Annotated in this window: 21 protein-coding genes; all 21 read right to left on the bottom strand. The window is 45.2% G+C overall.

Going from position 1 to position 21,459, the window contains the following annotated elements; genetic code table 11:
- Positions 1-13: 13 nt before the first annotated feature.
- Positions 14-1,111 (bottom strand): transcription termination factor NusA, encoded by a 1,098-nt coding sequence (gene nusA / locus MKZ12_RS11505; protein WP_062833827.1) that lies wholly within the window; start codon positions 1,109-1,111, stop codon positions 14-16.
- A gap of 123 nt (positions 1,112-1,234) precedes the next feature.
- Entirely contained in the window at positions 1,235-1,696 is a 462-nt protein-coding gene (gene rimP, locus MKZ12_RS11500; protein WP_062833826.1) for a ribosome maturation factor RimP, read from the bottom strand.
- A gap of 257 nt (positions 1,697-1,953) precedes the next feature.
- The gene (locus tag MKZ12_RS11495) at positions 1,954-6,273 is read right to left on the bottom strand and encodes a PolC-type DNA polymerase III (RefSeq protein WP_339241633.1); all 4,320 of its coding nucleotides are present in this window, start codon (positions 6,271-6,273) and stop codon (positions 1,954-1,956) included.
- Positions 6,274-6,424: 151 nt separating this feature from the next.
- Positions 6,425-7,879 carry a proline--tRNA ligase gene (gene proS / locus MKZ12_RS11490; RefSeq protein ID WP_339241630.1) on the bottom strand — a complete coding sequence of 485 codons (1,455 nt, stop codon included), beginning with the start codon at positions 7,877-7,879 and terminating at the stop codon, positions 6,425-6,427.
- A 68-nt stretch (positions 7,880-7,947) separates the two neighbouring features.
- Positions 7,948-9,219: an RIP metalloprotease RseP gene (gene rseP / locus MKZ12_RS11485; RefSeq protein WP_339241628.1), complete on the bottom strand. Its 1,272-nt coding sequence runs from the start codon at positions 9,217-9,219 to the stop codon at positions 7,948-7,950.
- A 113-nt stretch (positions 9,220-9,332) separates the two neighbouring features.
- Positions 9,333-10,472, bottom strand: a complete 1,140-nt coding sequence (locus MKZ12_RS11480) for a 1-deoxy-D-xylulose-5-phosphate reductoisomerase (protein WP_339260455.1) — start codon at positions 10,470-10,472, stop codon at positions 9,333-9,335.
- A gap of 70 nt (positions 10,473-10,542) precedes the next feature.
- Positions 10,543-11,337, bottom strand: a complete 795-nt coding sequence (locus MKZ12_RS11475) for a phosphatidate cytidylyltransferase (RefSeq protein WP_339241625.1) — start codon at positions 11,335-11,337, stop codon at positions 10,543-10,545.
- A gap of 16 nt (positions 11,338-11,353) precedes the next feature.
- Positions 11,354-12,121: an isoprenyl transferase gene (locus MKZ12_RS11470; RefSeq protein WP_017689151.1), complete on the bottom strand. Its 768-nt coding sequence runs from the start codon at positions 12,119-12,121 to the stop codon at positions 11,354-11,356.
- 89 nt (positions 12,122-12,210) lie between these two features.
- Positions 12,211-12,765 (bottom strand): ribosome recycling factor, encoded by a 555-nt coding sequence (gene frr, locus MKZ12_RS11465; RefSeq protein WP_253433837.1) that lies wholly within the window; start codon positions 12,763-12,765, stop codon positions 12,211-12,213.
- Positions 12,765-13,493, bottom strand: a complete 729-nt coding sequence (pyrH, locus tag MKZ12_RS11460) for a UMP kinase (RefSeq protein ID WP_017689153.1) — start codon at positions 13,491-13,493, stop codon at positions 12,765-12,767. The genes frr and pyrH overlap by 1 nt, the downstream gene beginning before the upstream one ends.
- A 230-nt stretch (positions 13,494-13,723) precedes the next feature.
- Complete coding sequence (gene tsf / locus MKZ12_RS11455; RefSeq protein WP_124114084.1) at positions 13,724-14,374, bottom strand: translation elongation factor Ts; 651 nt, start codon at positions 14,372-14,374, stop codon at positions 13,724-13,726.
- 115 nt (positions 14,375-14,489) lie between these two features.
- Entirely contained in the window at positions 14,490-15,188 is a 699-nt protein-coding gene (rpsB, locus tag MKZ12_RS11450) for a 30S ribosomal protein S2 (protein WP_024630243.1), read from the bottom strand.
- A 293-nt stretch (positions 15,189-15,481) separates the two neighbouring features.
- The gene (locus MKZ12_RS11445) at positions 15,482-16,108 is read right to left on the bottom strand and encodes a hypothetical protein (protein ID WP_339260453.1); all 627 of its coding nucleotides are present in this window, start codon (positions 16,106-16,108) and stop codon (positions 15,482-15,484) included.
- Between the two features lie 3 nt (positions 16,109-16,111).
- Complete coding sequence (locus MKZ12_RS11440) at positions 16,112-16,696, bottom strand: hypothetical protein (protein WP_339260451.1); 585 nt, start codon at positions 16,694-16,696, stop codon at positions 16,112-16,114.
- 66 nt (positions 16,697-16,762) lie between these two features.
- Positions 16,763-17,077, bottom strand: coding sequence for a hypothetical protein (locus MKZ12_RS11435; protein ID WP_339260449.1), 315 nt, complete (start codon positions 17,075-17,077; stop codon positions 16,763-16,765).
- Positions 17,078-17,129: 52 nt separating this feature from the next.
- The gene (locus tag MKZ12_RS11430; RefSeq protein ID WP_339261380.1) at positions 17,130-18,539 is read right to left on the bottom strand and encodes a FapA family protein; all 1,410 of its coding nucleotides are present in this window, start codon (positions 18,537-18,539) and stop codon (positions 17,130-17,132) included.
- Between the two features lie 62 nt (positions 18,540-18,601).
- Positions 18,602-19,390 (bottom strand): FliA/WhiG family RNA polymerase sigma factor, encoded by a 789-nt coding sequence (locus tag MKZ12_RS11425; RefSeq protein WP_339241613.1) that lies wholly within the window; start codon positions 19,388-19,390, stop codon positions 18,602-18,604.
- Positions 19,391-19,405: 15 nt separating this feature from the next.
- Complete coding sequence (locus tag MKZ12_RS11420; RefSeq protein ID WP_339241611.1) at positions 19,406-19,849, bottom strand: hypothetical protein; 444 nt, start codon at positions 19,847-19,849, stop codon at positions 19,406-19,408.
- A gap of 4 nt (positions 19,850-19,853) precedes the next feature.
- Positions 19,854-20,351: a chemotaxis protein CheD gene (locus tag MKZ12_RS11415; RefSeq protein WP_017689162.1), complete on the bottom strand. Its 498-nt coding sequence runs from the start codon at positions 20,349-20,351 to the stop codon at positions 19,854-19,856.
- Complete coding sequence (locus tag MKZ12_RS11410; RefSeq protein ID WP_338594906.1) at positions 20,344-20,964, bottom strand: chemotaxis protein CheC; 621 nt, start codon at positions 20,962-20,964, stop codon at positions 20,344-20,346. The genes MKZ12_RS11415 and MKZ12_RS11410 overlap by 8 nt, the downstream gene beginning before the upstream one ends.
- 10 nt (positions 20,965-20,974) lie before the next feature.
- Positions 20,975-21,436 (bottom strand): chemotaxis protein CheW, encoded by a 462-nt coding sequence (locus MKZ12_RS11405; protein WP_145318865.1) that lies wholly within the window; start codon positions 21,434-21,436, stop codon positions 20,975-20,977.
- Positions 21,437-21,459 lie beyond the last annotated feature (23 nt).

The raw sequence follows: 21,459 nt of genomic DNA, 5'->3' as shown, positions 1-21,459 counted from the left end.
CCCGTACTTTACTTTAGTCGACGGAGACGGAATCCTGATGCATTTCAGAAGAAGAATCTTTTTCTCTGCCGAATTCCTGTTCCGCCTGGCTCTCGCTCTTAATGTCGATTTTCCAGCCAGTTAATTTGGCTGCCAATCTGGCATTTTGGCCTTTGATACCAATTGCGAGCGACAGTTGATAGTCCGGAACGATAACCCGAGCCATCTTTTCTTCCTCAAATACATGAACTTCCAACACTTTGGAAGGACTCAGTGCATTGGCAACATATTCGTCTACCTGATCGGAGAAACGAACGATGTCGATTTTTTCACCGCGCAGCTCACCCACAATGGTCTGCACGCGCATTCCCTTAGGACCTACACAAGATCCAACTGGATCAACTTCCTCGTTGCGGGAATGTACGGCAATCTTGGAGCGGAACCCTGCTTCGCGAGCGACGGAGCGAATTTCAACTACACCGTCAAAGATCTCAGGCACTTCCAGTTCAAAGAGACGTTTCAAGAGACCCGGATGGGTACGGGACAAGATGATTTGCGGCCCTTTGGTCGTATTCTCGACCTTGGTGATATACGCCTTAATACGGTCACCATGAACAAACTTCTCGTTCGGCATCAATTCGGTTAGCGGTAAAGCCGCTTCGATTTTGCCCAGATCGATGTAGATATTGCGCAAATCCTGACGCTGCACCACTCCCGTAACGATATCTTCTTCCTTATCTACGAAAGCGTTGTAGATCAGGCCGCGTTCGGCTTCACGAATCCGCTGGGTCACTACCTGTTTGGCAGTCTGTGCGGCGATACGTCCGAAATCACGCGGCGTAACTTCAATCTCCGCAATATCTTCCAGCTGGAAGTGTGGGTTGATTTCTCGTGCAGCAGGCAATGAAATTTCGGTACGTGAATCCAGGACTTCTTCCACGATCAATTTGCGGGCATACACCCGTATAACTCCCGTATTACGGTTCATGTCAACACGCACATTCTGGGCCGTGTTGAAATTCCGCTTGTAGCTGGAAATTAGTGCAGCCTCGATCGCTTCAAACAGCACATCCTTGCTGATCCCTTTTTCCCGTTCCAATTCATTCATTGCTTCAATAAAATCCATACTCATGAATGTTGATCCCCCTTTCAAACATGGCATCTCATACGTAAAACGGCGAAAGGCTCTGAACTCATGAGCACCTTGCCGTTATCGTGAGATGTGTCTTTTTCATTAATAAAGTGAACAAGGCACTTAAAACAAAATAGCTAGGCGCGCACTGGCAACCTTATCATAAGAAATGGCATGCTGTTTTTTGCCCGCTTCAATCACGAGTTCCCCGTCATCAAAGGAAAGCAGCTTGCCTTCAAATTCCTTCAATCCGTTCACCGGCTCGTAGGTTGTAACAAAAACATTTTTGCCTACAGCTTTGGTAACGTCCTCAGGTTTTTTCAGTGGACGCTCCGCACCGGGAGAAGACACTTCAAGGAAATAGATGGTTGGAATCGGATCGTTCTCATCCAGCTTGGCGCTCAGCTTTTCGCTGATCAAGACGCAATCGTCGATGTCGATGCCACCCTCTTTGTCGACATACACCCGTAAAAACCAGTTGCTGCCTTCTTTGACGTATTCGATGTCAACCAGCTCGAAGCCTTGTTCGTTCAAGTAGGGTTGGATCATTTCTTCCACGGTAGATTTAATGTTCGTTGTGCTCAAAACCAATAACCTCCAACTTAGGTTACACCAGCAAAAAAGCACTGGCAGATTATTCAATACCCAAGATTCTTGTATACCAAAGACTAAAGAGTGGGTTTCCCCACTCTTTAGAAATTCGTACTATCTCGTTCACTTCAAAAATTATAACATAGTCTGGTAATAGTGACAAGTAAGCGATGATTCAGGTGGTTTACTTACTAATGAAGGAAAAATTACGTTGCCCCCATTAATCGCCATTTTAAGATCCAAATTCAGGCCTAGAAAAGAGAAAGCTGATTGCTCTCTGGCAAGCCGCGGAAACATCCCATATTCGACAGCAGTTCAACAATGGTCTTACTTGCTTTCGACTTCTGCTGGAAGTCCTCAACCGACAGAAACTCACCATGATCTCTAGCTGCAGCAATATTACGAGCAGCATTATCCCCGATTCCTGCCAGCGCCGAAAATGGAGGGATTAATGAATTTCCGTCAACGATGAACTTCGTTGCTTCCGAACGGTATAAGTCAATGGATTTCAGCGAGAATCCGCGTGCTGTCATTTCCAGACCCATTTCCAGGACAGGCAACATGTTTTTCTCTTTTGGAGGTGCCTGGAAACCCAATTGCTCAATTTCCGTTATTTTTCGATAGATCGCATCATATCCCTGACACATCAGTTCGATATCAATCTCATCCGCCCGCACGGTAAAGTAGGTTGCGTAATATTCAATCGGATGGTATAGCTTGAAGAACGCCGTACGTACTGCTGAAATAACATAAGCGGCCGCGTGAGCCTTCGGGAACATGTACTGGATTTTGAGACAGGAATCAATGTACCATTGAGGCACTTTACAATTCTTCATCTCGTCAATCCATTCCTGTGGCAAACCACGTCCCTTACGAACGCTCTCCGTGATTTTAAAGGCCAGACTGGCGTCCATTCCCGTTTTATAGATCAGGAATAACATGATGTCATCCCGACAACCGATTACAGTCTTAATGTTGCACGTTCCGTTCTTAATCAGATCCTGAGCGTTTCCAAGCCATACCCCTGTACCATGTGACAATCCGGAGATTTGCAGTAAATCGGCAAAAGATGTCGGCTGGGATTCAACAAGCATCTGACGTACAAACTTCGTTCCCATCTCCGGCACACCAAATGTCGCAACTGGCGACCGAAGCTGTTCCGGTGTGACTCCCAACGCTTCGGTGGAGTTAAACATGCTCATGACTTTGGGATCATTCATCGGAATGGTCGTTGGATCGACCCCTGTCAAATCCTGCAACATCCGCATCATCGTCGGATCATCGTGTCCCAGAATATCAAGTTTCAGCAAGTTTTCTTCAAAAGCATGATAATCAAAGTGTGTCGTTTTCCACTCTGCATTAACGTCATCAGCCGGAAATTGAACAGGTGTAACGTCTTCGACCTCGATGTAATCAGGAACCACCACAATACCGCCGGGGTGTTGTCCAGTGCTCCGTTTTACCCCTGTACATCCCGAAGCCAATCGATTCAATTCAGCTCCGCGCCATTTCTTGTGATGTTCTTCCTCATATTTCTTGGCAAAACCAAATGCTGTTTTCTCAGCCACCGTACCAATGGTCCCGGCACGGAAAACACTCTTCTCACTAAACAGTACTTTCGTATAGTTATGAGCATGAGGCTGATAATCACCAGAGAAGTTCAAGTCAATATCGGGAACTTTATCTCCTTTAAAGCCAAGGAAAGTCTCAAACGGAATATCCTGGCCTTCTCCTTTAAGCGTACCACCACAATTCGGACATTCTTTCTCTGGAAGGTCAAATCCACTACGAACACTGCCGTCCAGGAACCACTCGCTGTATTTGCATTCTGAATTCACACAAATATAATGAGCTGGGAGCGGATTAACCTCGGATATACCCAGGAATGTAGCAACGACAGAGGAGCCTACCGATCCCCGCGAACCTACGAGATAACCATCCTGATTCGATTTTTTAACCAAGCGTTCCGAGATCAGATAGTTGGCAGAAAAACCATATTTAATAATTGGAATGAGTTCTTTCTCCAGTCGTGCCACGATTACTTCTGGTAATTCTTCGCCATAGATGGACTTGGCAGTGTTATAGCAGGTATTACGAATTTCTTCGTCCGCACCTTCCAGAATCGGAGTAAACAGTTTGTCCGGGAATAACTTAATTTCCTCAAATCGGTCAGACAACTCCACCGTATTAGTAACAACAACCTCGTATGCTTTGTCTTGACCGAGGAACTGGAACTCTTCCAGCATCTCCTCTGTCGTTCTAAAATGTGCATCCGGTTTACGTTGATCTTTCAGTGGACTAAATCCTGTAATTCCGTGAATGGTGATATCCCGATATAACTTGTCACGAGGCTCCAAATAATGCACATTACCTGTGGCTATGACCGGTTTGTTAAGCTTTGCACCTATATCGATGACTTTACGGATCGCTGTTTTGATCTCTTCGGGTGTAGCCACCAGACCTTTATCCACCAAATGCATATACATGGTAAGTGGTTGGATCTCCAGTATGTCATAGAACTCGGCGATCTCTTCCGCCTCTTCGAGCGATTTGTTAAGTACCGCTTCGAAAAACTCCCCTTTTTCACAGCCCGATATCACAACAAGGCCTTCACGCAAATTAATCAGTTTTGATTTGGGAATGCAAGGTACACGCTTGAAATGTTCCGTATGAGAGAGAGATACCAGCTTATATAGATTTTTCTTACCGATATCATTCAGTGCATAGATTCCACAATGAAAAGGTCTTGTATTCGACAAATCGACACCCACATAATCATTCAAACGATCGAGCCTCGTCAAACCTTTCATCTGTGCAGCATCATTTAGCAGTCCAATCAGGATACCCGCGAGTGCAACCGTATCATCAATGGCACGGTGATGGCTTTCGAGTCCAACCTTATATTTATCCGCCATCGTATTCAGACGGTGGTTTTTATTTTTCGGAAATAACAATCGCGCCAGTTCCAACGTATCAAGAACCGGGTTAGGGAGCTCCGGCAGTCCAATTTGCTTCAGGGAAGCTTGGATAAAGCCCATATCAAAACGTGCATTATGGGCAACAAGTACACCATCTCCCGCAAACTGCACAAAATCACGAATAACAGGCTCAAGTTCAGGTGCGTCTTTTACCATGTCATCATTAATATTCGTCAATTGCTGAATGTTGTAGGGAATACGCTCATGCGGATTGACAAAGGTCGCAAACCGGTCGATTTCTTTGCCATCTTGCATCTTCACGGCAGCAATCTCAATAATTTTGTTCTGCGTTACCGAAAGACCTGTGGTCTCGATATCAAATACGATGTATGTCGCGGTTTGCAGATCCAAAGGCTGCGGAGCCATTACAACTGCGACAGAGTCATTCACGACATTAGCCTCAAGACCGTAGATCATTTTAATTCCATTTTTCTTAGCAGCCTTGGAAGCCTCGGGATATACCTGCACCCCGCCATGATCACTGACAGCAATGGCCTTATGACCCCACTCTGCTGCCATTTTCACGTATTTGTCAATTGAAGTTACAGCATCCATGGTACTCATCGTAGAGTGCAGATGGAACTCCACCCGCTTCTCTGGTGCATTGTCTTTGCGAGACGGAGGTGCTTTGACTTCAATCAGATCCGATGGAATCATTGCGAGTTCAGGAATTTGCATAAACCGGTCATACTCTACACGACCACGCACTTTTACCCATTTACCATTAGCAAGCAAACTGAGAATTTTGACATCCTCTTTTGTTTTGGCAAACATCTTCATTTGCATGGAGTCCGTGAAGTCAGTCAGATAGAAGGTAAACAACGTATTGCCGTTTCGCAGTTCTTTGCGATCCAGACCAAACACCGTACCTTGAAGCGTAACCTTTTTCTCTTCATCCTGGATTTCCTGCATAGGCACTGCTGGCTCCTTGATATCGTAACCCATCTGCAAACGCAGATCGCCCTGCTCCTCATCCACCGGGATTTCTGTATCCACTTCACTCATCATCTTTTCGATGACCTCAAGTTCCTCAACACGTTTTTGGGCCTGGAACTGTTCCATGGCCTCTTTATTGCTTCCCACTTCGCCTACTTGCATCTTGATGCGGAGCGGTAGATGAAAGTATTTTTCATAGAACGTCTTAATGGCCTGATCAATCTGTTTCTTACGAGCCAATTCCATTGACGTTGCATCACTCATCGTCAGTTGCAGGAGATCTGCTTCACATTCAAACGTAGTCCGGTTCATCCAACCATTCACGGATGGAATCTCACGTGTAACCCACTCCCGAAACAAATTCCAATATTCACTAACGATATCGCCATTCTGTACCTTGTCCGTATATTTAAAGCCAAATGAAATTTTGGCGATATGATTCATCTTCTCTTGAATATGCAGACAAAATGTACGATAGATTGGAGCTGGTACCAATGTATCCTTCGCAATCAGAATATTCCATTCCCGATTAGTTCGATTGGTCTCTACTTGTTCAATCCATCCATCCAAAAAATAGGGATCTAACAGACCAGACGGAAGCTCTGCCTGTTTCATCAACAACTCAAACCGTTTTCTCTTCTCATCAAATCCGCTCATCGTGTTCCTCCTTGTACCCCCTTAAAGCATGAAAAGCCCCTGCATTCAAAAATGTCACCGATCCGAACTCGCACCGACTCATTTTATCCGACAGAAGCTCCCATTCATTACTCAACTGGTGAAAAAGTGCTCTTCGTCAGGTTATCCTGACTTAATACGCTCTTGCAAACACAACCGTGTGTTCTGCCTTTTCACCACAAGCCAGGCACGTATGCTTTTCTTCCGCAGGCTGGAACGGAATGTTCCGGCTTGTTGCACCAGTGACTTCTCTTACTTTATCTTCGCAAGCTTCTGAACCGCACCATCCAGCCAGAGTAAACCCGCGTTTATTTTCCATCAGTTCTTTCATCTCATCGAGTGTATCCACGGAGTAGAAGTTATCCGACATAAATGTGCGAGCACGCTCTAACATATCTACCTGGATCTGTGTCAGCATAGACTGGATTTCTTCTACCAAGTTCGCTTGTTCTACAACTTTTTTCTCACCTGTGATCCGTGATACGAGTACACAAACGCCATTTTCCATATCACGTGGACCAATCTCCAGACGAATCGGAACACCACGCATCTCGTATTCGTTGAACTTCCAGCCTGGACGAACGTCGCTGCGATCATCCATTTTCACACGGACTCCAGCTTTTTTCAACTCACTGAACAGCTCATCTGCACGCCCAACCACAGCATCACGCGTTTTCGGAGGTCCAATTGGGATCATGACCACTTGTGTCGGTGCAACTTTAGGAGGAAGTACGAGACCACGGTCATCTCCGTGAACCATAATTAAAGCACCGATCAAACGTGTGCTTACTCCCCATGAAGTAGTGTAAGCCAGCTCCAGCACATTGTTCCGGCTAAGATACTGAATTTCAAATGCTTTTGCAAAGTTCGTACCCATGTAGTGAGATGTACCTGCTTGAACAGCCCGTCCATCCTTCATCATGGCTTCGATGGAGTACGTATCCACCGCACCCGCAAACTTCTCGGATTTGGTTTTTTGACCGACAATTACAGGAATAGCCAAATACTCCTCAACGACTTCACGATAAATCTCAAGCATTTTCATCGTTTCTTCACGTGCTTCTTCTTCGGTCTCATGCGCAGTATGACCTTCCTGCCACAGGAACTCACTTGTACGAAGGAAAGGCAATGTTCTTTTTTCCCAACGGACTACGTTAGCCCATTGGTTGATCAGTACCGGAAGATCCCGATACGACTGAATCCACTTGGAATACATGTGACCAATAATCGTTTCGGATGTAGGGCGGATTGCCAGACGTTCTTCCAGCTTCTCTCCCCCAGCTTCCGTAACCCATGGTAATTCAGGGTTAAACCCTTCCACGTGTTCTTTTTCCTTTTGAAAGAAGCTCTCAGGAATGAACATTGGGAAATACGCATTGCGATGACCCGTTTCCCGGAAACGACGATCCAACTCATCCTTAATATGTTCCCAGATTTCAAATCCGTCTGGTTTGAACACAATACAACCGCGTACGGGTGCATAGTCCATGAGATCAGCTTTTTTGATAACATCAATATACCAGCGTGAGAAATCCTCACCCTGTGGTGTGATTTCGGTCACGAACTGTTTATCATTTTCCTTTGACATAAGACTCCAGCGTCCTCCCATAACGACTACACTCTGAAAGAAAAGTTCAGAGCATAGTCCAAACGTAATTATCCGTTAATTAAACGTAATATATCATTATACGTTACTGCCAGCATCAAGACGAACAACATCGCAAATCCGATGAAATGTACCATACCTTCACGATTGGGATCAACTGGTCTGCCGCGCAGCGCTTCAATTCCCAAAAATACCAGGCGGCTGCCGTCCAGCGCAGGTATTGGTAGCAGGTTGAATATCCCAAGATACAGACTCAAAATCGCTGCCCATCTCGTTAACTGCTCAATCCCTTGCTTGGCAATTTGCCCTGTTACTTCAAATGTACGAACCGGACCACCAATATCATCCATGTTGAATTGATTGATCAGATGTTTAAAACCTTCAAATATCACTTTGGTTGTATCAACCATGGCCACACCTGAGACTTTAAATGTCTCTGCAAATCCAACAGATCGGGTTGGTAGCGTAGGTACGATCCCCACTTTACCGCCTTCTTGTCCCTCTACAGCACGTGGAGTAATCGTTATATTAAACGTATCCGACCCCCGGCGCAGCGTCCATTCCATCGGCTTGTCTTTGGAATCGGCAATCATCGACACCATTTTTTGTGAATCTGTACCAATAGCAGTACCATTAATCGTCTCGATAATATCGCCCTTTTGCAGGTTCGCCTGATCAGCTGCCCCACCTTCAAGCACTTCGCCAATTTGGAGATTTTTAGGGTTCTCCACCGGAACTCCTGCCATTTGCGCATATACAGCGAACAGCACAAAGGCCAAAATAAAGTTCATCAGCGGGCCAGCAAAAATAGCCAACGCACGCTGTCCAACCGTTTTGCTTCCGAATTGACGATCTTTCGGTGCAATCTGCGTTTGTTTACCCCGACTTACCAACATCGATTGGGGATGTATTCGGTATTCCTGAATTTCACCATCTACATCAAGTTGAAGCTTCAGGGCATTCTCCATGTCAATGGAGATGACTTCACCACGTATTACATTTTTACGGTTATCCAGCTGGTCCAGATAGATCATCTTCACCTGGTCATCCGCTGATCTTACCGCAATGGTCTGTCCTTCTTGGATCTCTACCAGTTCCGGATCTTCCCCTGCCATCCGTGCATATCCACCAAAAGGCAACAAACGCAATGTAAACTGGGTCTCGTTTCTTTTATATGAGAACAATTTGGGACCAAAACCGATCGCAAATTCCCGTACAAGAATACCGGCGCGTTTGGCAAAATAGTAATGCCCCCATTCATGAACCGTCACGATGACAAAGAACATGAGCACCGTTAGAAATACCACTTGTATGGTTTCCAATCCCTATCCATCCTCCTTCACGGCACATACCGCAGTCTGTCCCTCTAGATTATCATTATTCTCTGATGCCGCACAAGAGAATCACTTCTTCCAATTTGTTATGAAAAAAGAGATTACAGACTGGACGCAAGCTTACGGCTCTCCTGATCACAACGGGCGATTTCCTGCAGATCAGGCTCGTCCACATTGTGGTGTGCTTCCAGCACAGAAGCAATAATATCTTCTATTTTAAGGAATGATATCTCTTTACGCAAGAAACGGGCTACGGCAACCTCGTTGGCTGCATTAAACGCCGTTGTTGCGGTTCCTCCCATTTTACCACACTCATATGCCATTCTTAAACATGGGAACCGCTCCATATCCATCTCGCGGAAATGTAATTTCCCAACTTGAGCAAGAGACAGACGCTGTGCTGGCGATGGCAGACGGTCAGGGTAAGTCAATGCATATTGAATTGGAACTCGCATATCCGGATTCCCCAGTTGGGCGATGATGCTGGTGTCATCCAATTCCACATAAGAATGAATCACACTCTCTGGATGAAGCAATACATTAATCTGATCATATTGAAGACCAAATAACCAATGTGCTTCAATCACTTCAAGTCCCTTGTTTACCATGGTTGCCGAGTCTATCGTAATTTTGGAACCCATTGACCAATTCGGATGTTTAAGCGCATCCTCTATAGTCACACTCTTCAACTGTTCACGGGTAAGATCACGGAATGATCCGCCTGAAGCAGTGAGCGTGATACCTGTCAAGCGTTCTCTGTTTTCACCATTCAAGCATTGGAAAATCGCAGAGTGCTCGCTATCGATGGGTAGTAAAGAGACTCCTTTGGCAGTCGCTCTTGTAGTAACAATATGCCCTGCCGTAACCAATGTCTCCTTGTTGGCCAGTCCGATCTGTTTACCTGCATCTATGGCTGCAAGCGTCGACTCCAATCCAACACTTCCCACCACTGCTGTTACAACCATATGCGCATCAGTTCCTGCCGCCACTTCTACAAGTCCTTCTGTGCCATAAAACAGTTGCGTTCCTGCAGGCAAATGTGGAGCAACCTTATCCGCCAATTCCTTGGACCCCACCGATACCTTCTTCGGTCGGTAACGTTTGGTTTGTTCAATCAGCAGGTCTGTATTGCCTCCGGCAGCCAGTCCCTCCACTTGAAAGAGTTCAGGATGCATGTCAACTACATCCAGTGTCTGGGTTCCAATGGAACCGGTCGAGCCGAGAATCGCAATTTTTTTCATGCTGCACCTCATCTTTAATTATCCAATGCCTACGGCGAACAATGCTGTTATCTCAGACTTATGTTCTTCTTTAATAGGGCAGTAGCATTAGTATATGTACGAATGGAAAAACAACAATCCAGCTGTCGCACCGATCAAGAATGCCTCCATGCCCTGGGAGAAGATTACCTGAATCCTTGATATTATATACACGTTTGTAAGCAGACTGGATCAAGTCACCCATCTGACCTACAACTGCACAGGCAATCCCAATCACAATTGCTCTCTGCCAGGAAAGCAAACCATCTGACACTAATGCAAAAATAATAGACGTAACAATTGCAATTACGATGCCACCCAATGCACCCTCCACGGTTTTGTTTGGACTGATGGAAGGCCACAGCTTATTTCTACCAATGAGTTTCCCTACAAAGTAAGCTCCTGCATCACTGGCCCATATGGAGCCCAGCAACAGAAACGTCCAGAACAACCCATGATGCAGATGTCTGGATTCTGCAATGTAATAGAAACCGATTCCTATATACAACACGCCAAGGAAAAGCATGGCCACTGTATTTACGGGCACCTTATTTTTGGTAACAACCGAAGCGGTCATCAGTACAAGCATTACAATCCAGATGACCTGAAATAAGGATAGCGGTCTGGCCTCCCAAAGCATTTCCCAAGGAAACACAATGGCAAAAACACCAGCGTATCCAATCAGGGCCACACCTGAAAAAGGCTTCACCCCGGTCATTTTAACAAATTCATAATAACCGATGAGAGCCATAAGCAATACCAAACCATGGTACCAGGGTCCGCCCAGCATGCAAAAACCTAAAAACAACACACCTGCTATGATTCCTGTCGTTAATCGCTGTTTCAACGGCTTCATCCTCCATCTATTTCAAACCGCCGTAACGCCTTGTTCTGCGCTGATATTCGGCTACTGCTTCAAGCAAATGCTTTTTGCCAAATTCGGGCCAGTATATATCCGTAAACCATAATTCACTATATGCAAGCTGCCAAAGCATAAAGTTGCTTAATCTAAGCTCTCCGCTCGTCCGGATCAGCAGATCCGGATCAGGCATATCAACCGTCAGCATATGCCTGTCAATGAGTTCGGGTGTTATGTCCTCTGCAGATAGTTCCCCCGATTTTACTTGCAGAGCAATCTGTTTAACACAGTCCGTCATTTCACGACGACTTCCATAGTTCATTGCAAAGTTCAAAACGAGACCTGTATTATGTTCCGTAAGACGAATGGCTTCCCGCAAGGCATTGATGGTATGAGAAGGTAAATGTTCCTCTTGGCCCATCATGCGAATGCGCACATTTTTTTCTATAAGTTCATCCAGCTCTATGGCCAGAAATTCTTGCGGAAGTCGCATCAGAAAATCCACTTCTTCTTTTGGACGCGTCCAGTTTTCTGTCGAAAAAGCGTACATCGTCAGATATTTGATGCCCAGTTCATCCGCCGCGATGGTCGCACGTTTGACCGCCTTCATGCCATTTTGGTGCCCGGCTATACGCGGGAGTCCCAAACGTTTGGCCCATCGTCCATTGCCGTCCATGATGATGGCGACGTGCTGCGGGATATTGTCCTCGGATATAGTCAGCGTTTCCTGCTTGTCAGCCCCATTCCACCACGACCGAACCCGTTTGATCATTCCTGTTCCTCCAAAATCCCTGAAGTTTCTTCATCTGAAGCTTGGAAAAAGAGACAAAACCCCACCGTATTGGAGGGGCTGCGCTTGTCTTACACTTCCATGATTTCTTTTTCTTTGGCAGCGAGTACCTTATCGACTTCAGCAATAAACTTGTCGGTCGATTTTTGGATATCTTCCTGATGTCTCCGTGATTCATCCTCGGAAATATCGGACTTTTCCATTTTCTTGATATCATCATTCGCATCACGGCGAATGTTACGAATCGCTACTTTACCTTCTTCACCGAACTTCTTCGTCAGCTTCACAAGTTCCGCTCTACGTTCTTCCGTCAATGCCGGAATAGACAAACGAATCATGTTACCATCGTTGGCTGGAGTAAGACCCAGATCGGATTTCATGATGGCACGCTCGATTTCACCCATGGAAGATTTGTCCCAAGGCTGAATCATCAGTGTACGGGAATCCGGAGTACTGATATTAGCGAGTTGATTCAGTGGTGTCATCGCTCCATAATACTCTACCTGAATTCGGTCCAGAAGAGCTGGAGTTGCGCGGCCTGCACGCAAAGTAGCCAGGTCACGACGCAATGCTTGAATTGCTTTTTCCATACGCTCTTCGGCATGTTGTTTAACCGCTTGTGGCATTAATCTACACTCCCTTTAACGATTGTTCCGATACGTTCGCCCAGAACAACACGTTTGATGTTACCTTGTTCCGTAATGGCAAATACAATCAACGGGATGTTGTTGTCCTTACAAAGCGAGGATGCCGTTGAATCCATTACACCAAGGTCTTTGTTAAGAATATCCATGTAAGTCAACTGATCAAACTTCACAGCTGTACTATCTTTAAACGGATCTGCTGAGTATACACCATCAACTTTATTTTTGGCCATCAAGATAACTTCTGCTTCAATCTCCGCTGCGCGCAGTGCTGCTGTTGTATCCGTGGAAAAGAACGGGTTACCTGTACCTGCTGCAAAAATAACGACCCGGCCTTTCTCCAGATGGCGAATAGCTCTACGACGAATATAAGGCTCTGCAATTTGTTGCATTGCAATAGATGTTTGTACACGCGTAGGTACTTCAATCTGTTCCAAAGCATCCTGCAGTGCCAGCGAGTTCATTACTGTCGCCAGCATTCCCATATAATCGGCAGTTGCACGATCGATGCCATTTTCGCTACCTGCAATTCCGCGCCAGATGTTTCCGCCGCCACATACAATAGCAACCTGTACACCAAGTGCAACAACCTCTTTTACCTGTTGGGCAATCGACGAGATCGTATCTGCATCAATACCGTAGCCGTTTTGACCGGAAAGAGACTCTCCGCTGACCTTTAAGACAACACGTTTAAATACTGGCTGTTCCAATTATTCACCCTCCACTTTGAATCGAACACGCTTGGTGTTCAACCAACAAAACTTCTCGCGCATGGCCTCCTGCTTAAAAAGAAAGGAACACAGTTGTGTTCCGCTCTTTTAGGAAAAACGTTTAACCGGTAAGGCACTGTTTTCCTGAGATATAAGGGAGTTTACGCTTCGAAGTATGTTCATTCTTATATCTTCGAAAATCAATCCTGCTCGCCGGTTTAAAAACCGTCTTATTTGTTTACTTGGGACATTACTTCTTCTACGAAGTTGTCTACTTTTTTCTCAAGACCTTCACCCAGTTCGTAACGAACGAAACGACGGATGGAGATATTTTCACCAATTTGGCTGATTTTTTCATTCAACAATTGGGAGATCGTTTTGTCTGGATCTTTAACGAAAGTTTGTTCCATCAGGCAGTACTCTTCGTAGTATTTACCAATACGACCTTCAACCATTTTTTCAATGATTTTCTCTGGTTTGCCTTCGTTAAGAGCTTGAGCTTTCAGAATTTCTTTTTCTTTTTCCAGCTCATCTGCAGGAACTTCTTCACGTGTAACAAATTTAGGATTAGCTGCAGCAATTTGCATAGCTACATCTTTAACGAAATCCTTAAATTGATCCGTTTTACCAACGAAGTCTGTTTCACAGTTAACTTCAACCAATACACCAATACGTCCACCAGCGTGGATGTAAGATTCAACAACACCTTCAGTTGCTGCACGGCCAGCTTTGCTCGCTGCTGCGGAAAGACCTTTCTCACGCAACAATTCAGCTGCTTTCGTTACATCACCGTTTGCTTCTTCCAGTGCTTTTTTACAATCGAGCATACCTGCGCCCGTTCTTTCGCGAAGTTCTTTTACTGCACTCGCATTAACTGCCATTATAAATTCCCTCCAAAATTAAGTATTGTACGTACACTCTAAAAAAAGGGCAGTGAGAGGTTATCCACCTGCCAACCACCCTTTTCATTTAGTTTATAACATATGTTCGAATCTATTAAGCGGAAGTTTCTTCGCCTTGGTTAGCTTCGATTACAGCATCAGCCATTTTACCTGTCAGCAATTTAACAGCGCGGATCGCGTCGTCATTACCTGGGATAACATAATCGATCTCATCCGGATCGCAGTTAGTATCAACGATACCTACAATTGGGATACCCAATTTGCGAGCTTCCGCAACAGCGATACGCTCTTTGCGTGGATCGATGATGAACAGGGCGCTTGGCAGGCCTTTCATATTTTTAATACCGCCCAAGAATTTCTCCAGACGATCTTTTTCTTTGCGAAGCAAGATAACTTCTTTTTTAGGCAATACAGCGAATGTACCGTCTTCTTCCCAAGCTTCCAACTGTTTCAAACGATCAATACGTTTTTGAATAGTTGAGAAGTTAGTCAGGGTACCGCCCAACCAACGTTGGTTGATGTAAAATTGACCAGCGCGTTCAGCTTCTTCTTTAACAGAATCTTGAGCTTGTTTCTTAGTACCCACGAAAAGAATTGTACCATTCTCTCCTGCGATTCCTTTAACGAAGTTGTAAGCCTCTTCGACTTTTTTCACCGTCTTTTGCAAGTCGATGATATAAATTCCGTTTCTTTCAGTGAAGATATAACGATCCATTTTTGGGTTCCAACGACGAGTTTGGTGACCGAAGTGTACCCCAGCTTCGAGAAGCTGCTTCATGGAGATTACTGCCATCTTCACACACCTCCTAATATGGTTTTATTGTGTCCTCCGCCGGCATCATTTTTCGCCAAGACTCTCCATAAGGAAAGCACCCTCAACAAAATTAGCACATGCGTGTGTTTTAACACCGTTATTTAATATAGCACAACTGGAGGTCTGATGCAACAGTATTTGAAGCTAATTCTATTTTTACTTTTTGCTAGTATCGAATCATTTTAACCTTGATATGTAACTCAACACTAAATTATTGTTCAGTTTTGAAATTGCACCGTTCAATAAGCAAAAACCGTCCTGTCCGAGCATGCTCAGTTTGACGGTTCTTTCGTAATTTTTGCGATAATGGATTTAAAACTTTCGCCTTTTTCAAGCGCATAAGTACCCACTTGAATTTTGGTGTTGATTCGCTCAGCTTTGCCAGCTTTTATAAACGCTTGAGCATCATCTACGATTCCCGCGTTTTTTAGATTTGCTGCAACGATCGCCAGACTATTGCCTGAACGTACCTTAAATGAGACTGTTGCGCCTTTCGGATTGCTCGGCGTTACAGGTTCTGATGTCTTCGGCTCAGTTATCTCTTTCTGTCCTTCGACTTCATTTGCCGCAGGCTCTTGTGGCTTCTCAGGCTCTGTAGGTGTATCCGTAGAAGTTACTGTCTCAGGCGGTGTTGCTGTATTCCCCTGCAACTCACTGCTCTCCTTCTTTTTCTTCGCCACCCACTCTGCTTCTGTGTATAGCTCCTCTTCAGAACCGACCAACTTCATATCCAGGCTTTTTGCCGCTGTTTCAAGCTGTTCTTTGGTCATATTGGTAGTCTGCTCGGGGGCCAGATTACTATCTGCTAATGCATTTTGTCCAACTGTGGCCAGTTGAAGCAAAACTGCCCCAATAATCATGCCGCTCCCCAGACCAATCCATAAGGATCGCTTGTCCATGACTTAGCTGTCCTCCCGTTCTGCCAATTGCAGTATTAACTGTACCTCACCACGCTGAATACCTGTCTGCTTGGATATGGCATCCATCGACTTGCCCTCAGCATGTAAATTAAAGAGTTCTGCATATCGATCTTTAATTGATTCACGCCCAGGCAAAGTTTCGACCTTGCCGTTCTGTGGGTCTAAATCTAACGCCTGCTGGGCCGCCTCTGCTTGTACACTTTTCACGAGCGCTTGTGCTTGCAAACCTTCGGAAGCTTGTACGGGTACATTACCTGAGTGTAGAACAGGTGATGCGACAGGTTCGTTCTTTTTGCTCTGTTCCAGCTGATCCAACCGCTGCTGTAATTCCTGAAGTTGCAATTGCATACGTTGATCGGCTGCTGTCGCTTCTCCCTTCATTTCAGCCACACGTTGAATAAGGGCATCATTATCATTTTCAATCTCGGTCATGTAGTGTTCAAGCGTAGATTCCATCTCCTGCACCAGTTGATGCCCTGGCTCTTGCGCCTTATTTTTCCGAGGCATAATATAAGCGTAGGCGATGGCGCAGGCCCCTAATATGACAATAATGATCCATGGTGACAAATTGGGTTCTCTCCTTCTGATTCAACCATCGGTGCGCAAGACTGCATTGTCTATAACAACCATTTATTATAAAGACAGATCTATATGTTTTCCTTTGTACGGGTGCTCTGCAGGTTTGACAGTTTCTTGAGCCTCAGCAGACTGCTGTCCATCGGAACCACTCTGCTGATTCCCATCATTGGTATGACCATCACGCACCGAAGTCTGTGAAGTTTCGTCCATTGCTTCACTTCGTTGCCTTGCTTCATTGGCTTCCTTCGTCGTTTGCTCTGCCAGAAGATTCTGATCCGTAATCGGTCGCTGCTGGGCTTCACTTTGATAACGTCCCGCTTCGCTTGTTCGTGGTACCGCAATCTGCAACTCCACTGCTTTGAAACTCATACGCTCACCTCACGGTTTCGAATGGATTTCTTCCTGTGCCTGAATGCTGTACTTAAACGTATGGAACCATCGTAATATCGCCATCATGATAATAAAATGAAATTCGACTCACTGGATCTTTAATAAATTTCGTGTATCTGCCGATAACTATTTTAGAGCCTCCATAAACCATCTTCAGAATATCAACACGAGCCTTACTTGTATCTTCAAGTGCCTTTTCAATTTCAAAGATACGCATTTTCGTTTCTTCGCTAATCCGAAGAGCAGATTTCTGCGTAGCATTCAGCTTGATTCGCATCGACATCTTATCCGGACTTAATTGTCCAGCGGCAGCTAACTGGTCTAACAAAGTCAGAGCCTTCTTCGTTTTGTCCAAGGAGTCCATCTGCTCTCTGGCTTCCTTGCGCAGATCATTCAGTTCGTTACGCAGCCTTGGCAGAACCCCCACTTCAATGGAAGTGACCGTCGACATACTGTTACCTACAACACGAGCTGATACATTCTGACCTGCCTGAATTGAACCACCAACGATTAGACCTTTAGTTCCTGCACAGATGACACCATGGCCAGCACGAATATTGGAATGCATTATGCTTTGGGAAACCAGAACATCTTCACCAGCATCCACGTTGCCTTCTTGAATAAACGTACATTTAACATTATGGCCTGCTTGTACAAGTCCTTTGTTATACCCAATAATACCACCGGTTATTTCGATTGAGCCGCCTGCTTCCAGTTCCGCTCCTTCGACACCTCCGACGACACGAATGTCACCTGCTGCTTTTACTTTAAATCCGGTAAGTACATTGCCGCGTATGACAACCGTGCCTACAAAGTCGATATTACCGTTATTGTAGTCAACGTCGCCATTGACTTCATAGACCGGAAACACATTCAGTTTGTTACCGTCCGTTTTGGTAACCAGCCCATCCAGTGCAGCATACATTGCAGAACCATCCGGGTTAATCACAACGTTTTTTCCAACTTTAAACCGAGCTTCTTTTCCCGGACGATAAGGAATTTCCTCACCCGTTACTGCCCTGCCTGGTATGCCCTCGCAAGGAGCGATTCGCTCTGCAATGATCTGACCACTACGGACATTGTTTAACCGGGTCACTTCTTTGTAATCGACGGTTCCATCTTCCGATTCAAGCGGTCGCCGTTCGTTTGTATCGTCCATCCCAACCAGAATTTTGATGAATCCATCTGTTCCCTGGATAGGAGCGATTCCTTCGGCAATCTTATATTTATCTTTTAAATAGGTTTCAGGGTTACTAACAAAAAGAAGTAATGCCTCCCGCAATACACCTTGTTTGATGCCCTTGTTCGCCACGAATTGTTCGAGTTCATCGATCGTGCAGGCAAAGCCCTCTTCCTCTTTGGAAAATTCAAGGTAGGCTATGCATTTGTCGTCCGATAAAACAATGTTTAAACATTGTTCCAAAGCAGTCCGCTGTGTCACTGCAATTCTTCCCCCTTTTTGACTTTCCACTCCCCAAACTCCAATTATATTACTTATCTCTATTAATCTTTACGCATCAACAAATCTTTCTGTTTGTCCAATGTGCCGCGTAGTCGTAATATTGCCTTGGAATGTAACTGAGATATACGAGACGGAGAAAGAGACATGACTTCCGCAATTTCACTAAGAGAAAGATCTTCGTAATACAAGAGTGATACAACCGTTCTCTCTTTTACCGTCAATTTGTCAAGCCCTTGCACCAAAGCTTCCTTCAAATAAAATTCATTCACTTTATAATCCGGATTTTTAGCTTTTTCATCCACCATCAAAGACAGACGAGTCTCAGACTCTTCTTCACGAATGGGGTCCTCCAGCGAGCAAAGTGACATGACTGCCACTTCCTGAAGCATATGTTGAAAATCTTTGGTAGACACGTCCAGATACTGACTCATTTCCTCATCACTAACGGACCTCAGATAGCTTTGTTCCAGCTGTTGGTAGGCGTCTTCAATACGCTTGGCCTTCTCTCGAACAGAACGCGGAACCCAATCACCTTGACGCAGACCGTCAAGAATGGCTCCGCGGACTCTCCATGATGCATACGTCTCAAATTGCAAACCACGTTCATAGTCGAATTTCTCCAAAGCATCAATTAACCCCATAACGCCGTTACTCTCCAAGTCATCTTTGGGAACATTTTTGGGCAAACCAACAGCCAGTCGACCGGATACATAATTTACAATGTGAAGATACTTTTCAATCAAAGCTTTCTTGGCTTCAAGATCTCCATGTTCTTTCCACTTTTCCCACAGATCAGAATGGTTCAAATGTGAAGCTTTACGCTCGTTCAATTGCTTTCACCCTCCTTATTTGTCTGTCAGGTGACGAACGGCCTGCGCCAATTCCTCCGGATCCTTGGTCCGGACAAGTTTAGGCGGATCCAAAGGAGCGAATCCCGTTGGAGCTTTCGTCTCAGATGGCGGAAGATCGTCCCCAGATGAAGCGTTCTGTCCACTCTTGAGCAAATCATTCAGCTCTTGTCCATCGTCTTCGATTTTAATGTCCACCTGTGAACCTCTTTGATCTTGAGCATTTGGTGAATCATAACCATATCCATTCCCCTCGACCTGAGGGTTCAGCAGCAATCCCAATCCCCAGCGTAAACCGTATGCAAGGACAAACCAGGCTACGAATCCGATCAATCCGCGAATTAAACTGGTCATCAACACATTGCTGCTGTATGCTACAAAAAAAGTAATAATAAACCCAACGATGCCTGCTCCAAGATTAATGCGGTAGTTTCCTATCATAGTCTTATAATTCCTTTACACCCATTTGTACACTTCGAATAGTCAAAAGTCCAGTTTCACAATCCATTTCAATTGTTCGTCCATAATTTCCACCGGTATCTTCTGCAAGAAGAGGGATATTGAGTTTTTGAAGCCACTCTCGACAAGAATCTGCATTACGTGGTCCAATGCGCATGGTATCTCCAGCCCCGGCAAAGGCAAACATCTGAGAGCCTCCGGCCATTTTAGACACAATACGTGAGTGAGAAGCGCCTAGTTTTATCATCTTTTCCAAAAGCTCAGGCAACGCCGTATCCGCATATTTCGCAGTGTTCAGTTTCCCTTCGCGTGCGATCTCTGAAGTAGGAAGCATGACATGCGCCATTCCAGCCAGCTTCAAATGTGGGTCATACATTGTTAATCCCACACACGAACCCAAGCCAGTCGTGCGGATTACACCGGGAAGATGAGCGATGTTTAGATCCGCCATACCGACTTTAACGACGCTTTTGTCCTCAATCATGGCTCAGTGGCACCCCTAGCGATTCAAATATCTTTGCAAAGGATGGTGGGTCCGGAATGAGGAAAAACTGACCCTCAACCTGATCTTCACCTTCAAAGAAAGATGTGTCAATCAACAATGCAGCGTCACCCATCTCGCCAAACTGCAACAAACCATAGCTTAGAATGGCACCCGCCATGTCGATGGCAAGTCCAGGAACGGTTGGATACATGGACAATTTCGTGAAATCTGCCAAAGAAGAAAGATAGGATCCAGCCAAAATATTTCCAATCTCGGAAAGCGCTGATTGCTCCATATCTGTAAAAGCAAGTCCTTCTTTCAAATCAAACCCGGCGAGTCTATTCAACAACATTTTAGCAGCCTCTGGTGTCATCATAAAGAAAAGATTTCCCGGTGCTTCCCCTTCCACACGAAGAAAAACGGTAACAACGATGCGTTCATCTCCGCCCACTTTTTCGGCAACTTCTTCAAAAGGGAGCATTTGTACTTTAGGTACACCCATGTCAATCGGTCTGTTGAGGAGTTGAGACAACGCCGTTGCGGCGTTGCCTGCTCCAATGTTACCGACCTCTTTGAGCACATCCATCTGGAATACCTCAAATCGGTTGAACATCTCCACGGTACTAGCCCTCAACACTTTCCAGCTGTACAATCTCGCTTTTATTTAATACTTCGTTCAAGTTAAGCATAATCAACAGGCGTGAATCTTCCAATTTAGCAACACCTCGCAGGTATCTCGCTTTAACGCCGCCAACCACTTCTGGTGGACTATCGATCGCACTGCTCTTGATATCGATAACATCATTAGCAGAATCTACGATGAAGCCAACTTGCATGTCGTCAACACCTACGATAACAATACGAGTCTGATCCGTGTATTCTGATTCCGGAAGGGAGAAACGACCGCGCAGATCAATGACCGGAATAACAACGCCGCGTAGATTGATAACTCCTTTTACAAAGGAAAGTGTCTTGGGAACACGGGTAATTGGCATCATGCGCTCAATCGTCTGAACCTTGTCTACCTCAATACCATACTCTTCGGAACCCAATTTAAAGACGATGACTTTCAACTCTTCTTCCATGTAAAAAACCTCCCTATTAAATG

The sequence above is a fragment of the Paenibacillus sp. FSL R5-0713 genome (assembly GCF_037973325.1).
In the GTDB taxonomy this organism is placed as follows: Bacteria; Bacillota; Bacilli; order Paenibacillales; family Paenibacillaceae; genus Paenibacillus.
The sequence above is the reverse complement of the archived record's forward strand: the minus strand, read 5'-3'. Positions and strand labels throughout refer to the sequence as shown.

Bases quoted from the DNA above. Each gene is read 5' to 3' on its own strand.
- tsf (WP_124114084.1), bottom strand. From the start codon at position 14,374: ATGGCAGTTAATGCGAGTGCAGTAAAAGAACTTCGCGAAAGAACGGGC.
- proS (WP_339241630.1), bottom strand. From the start codon at position 7,879: ATGTCAAAGGAAAATGATAAACAGTTCGTGACCGAAATCACACCACAG.
- MKZ12_RS11470 (WP_017689151.1), bottom strand. From the start codon at position 12,121: ATGATCAAACGGGTTCGGTCGTGGTGGAATGGGGCTGACAAGCAGGAA.
- MKZ12_RS11445 (WP_339260453.1), bottom strand. From the start codon at position 16,108: ATGGACAAGCGATCCTTATGGATTGGTCTGGGGAGCGGCATGATTATT.
- MKZ12_RS11415 (WP_017689162.1), bottom strand. From the start codon at position 20,351: ATGATTGAGGACAAAAGCGTCGTTAAAGTCGGTATGGCGGATCTAAAC.
- MKZ12_RS11435 (WP_339260449.1), bottom strand. From the start codon at position 17,077: ATGAGTTTCAAAGCAGTGGAGTTGCAGATTGCGGTACCACGAACAAGC.
- nusA (WP_062833827.1), bottom strand. From the start codon at position 1,111: ATGAGTATGGATTTTATTGAAGCAATGAATGAATTGGAACGGGAAAAA.
- frr (WP_253433837.1), bottom strand. From the start codon at position 12,765: ATGCCACAAGCGGTTAAACAACATGCCGAAGAGCGTATGGAAAAAGCA.
- MKZ12_RS11420 (WP_339241611.1), bottom strand. From the start codon at position 19,849: ATGATAGGAAACTACCGCATTAATCTTGGAGCAGGCATCGTTGGGTTT.
- MKZ12_RS11495 (WP_339241633.1), bottom strand. From the start codon at position 6,273: ATGAGCGGATTTGATGAGAAGAGAAAACGGTTTGAGTTGTTGATGAAA.
- MKZ12_RS11405 (WP_145318865.1), bottom strand. From the start codon at position 21,436: ATGGAAGAAGAGTTGAAAGTCATCGTCTTTAAATTGGGTTCCGAAGAG.
- MKZ12_RS11410 (WP_338594906.1), bottom strand. From the start codon at position 20,964: ATGTTCAACCGATTTGAGGTATTCCAGATGGATGTGCTCAAAGAGGTC.
- rpsB (WP_024630243.1), bottom strand. From the start codon at position 15,188: ATGGCAGTAATCTCCATGAAGCAGCTTCTCGAAGCTGGGGTACACTTC.
- MKZ12_RS11480 (WP_339260455.1), bottom strand. From the start codon at position 10,472: ATGAAAAAAATTGCGATTCTCGGCTCGACCGGTTCCATTGGAACCCAG.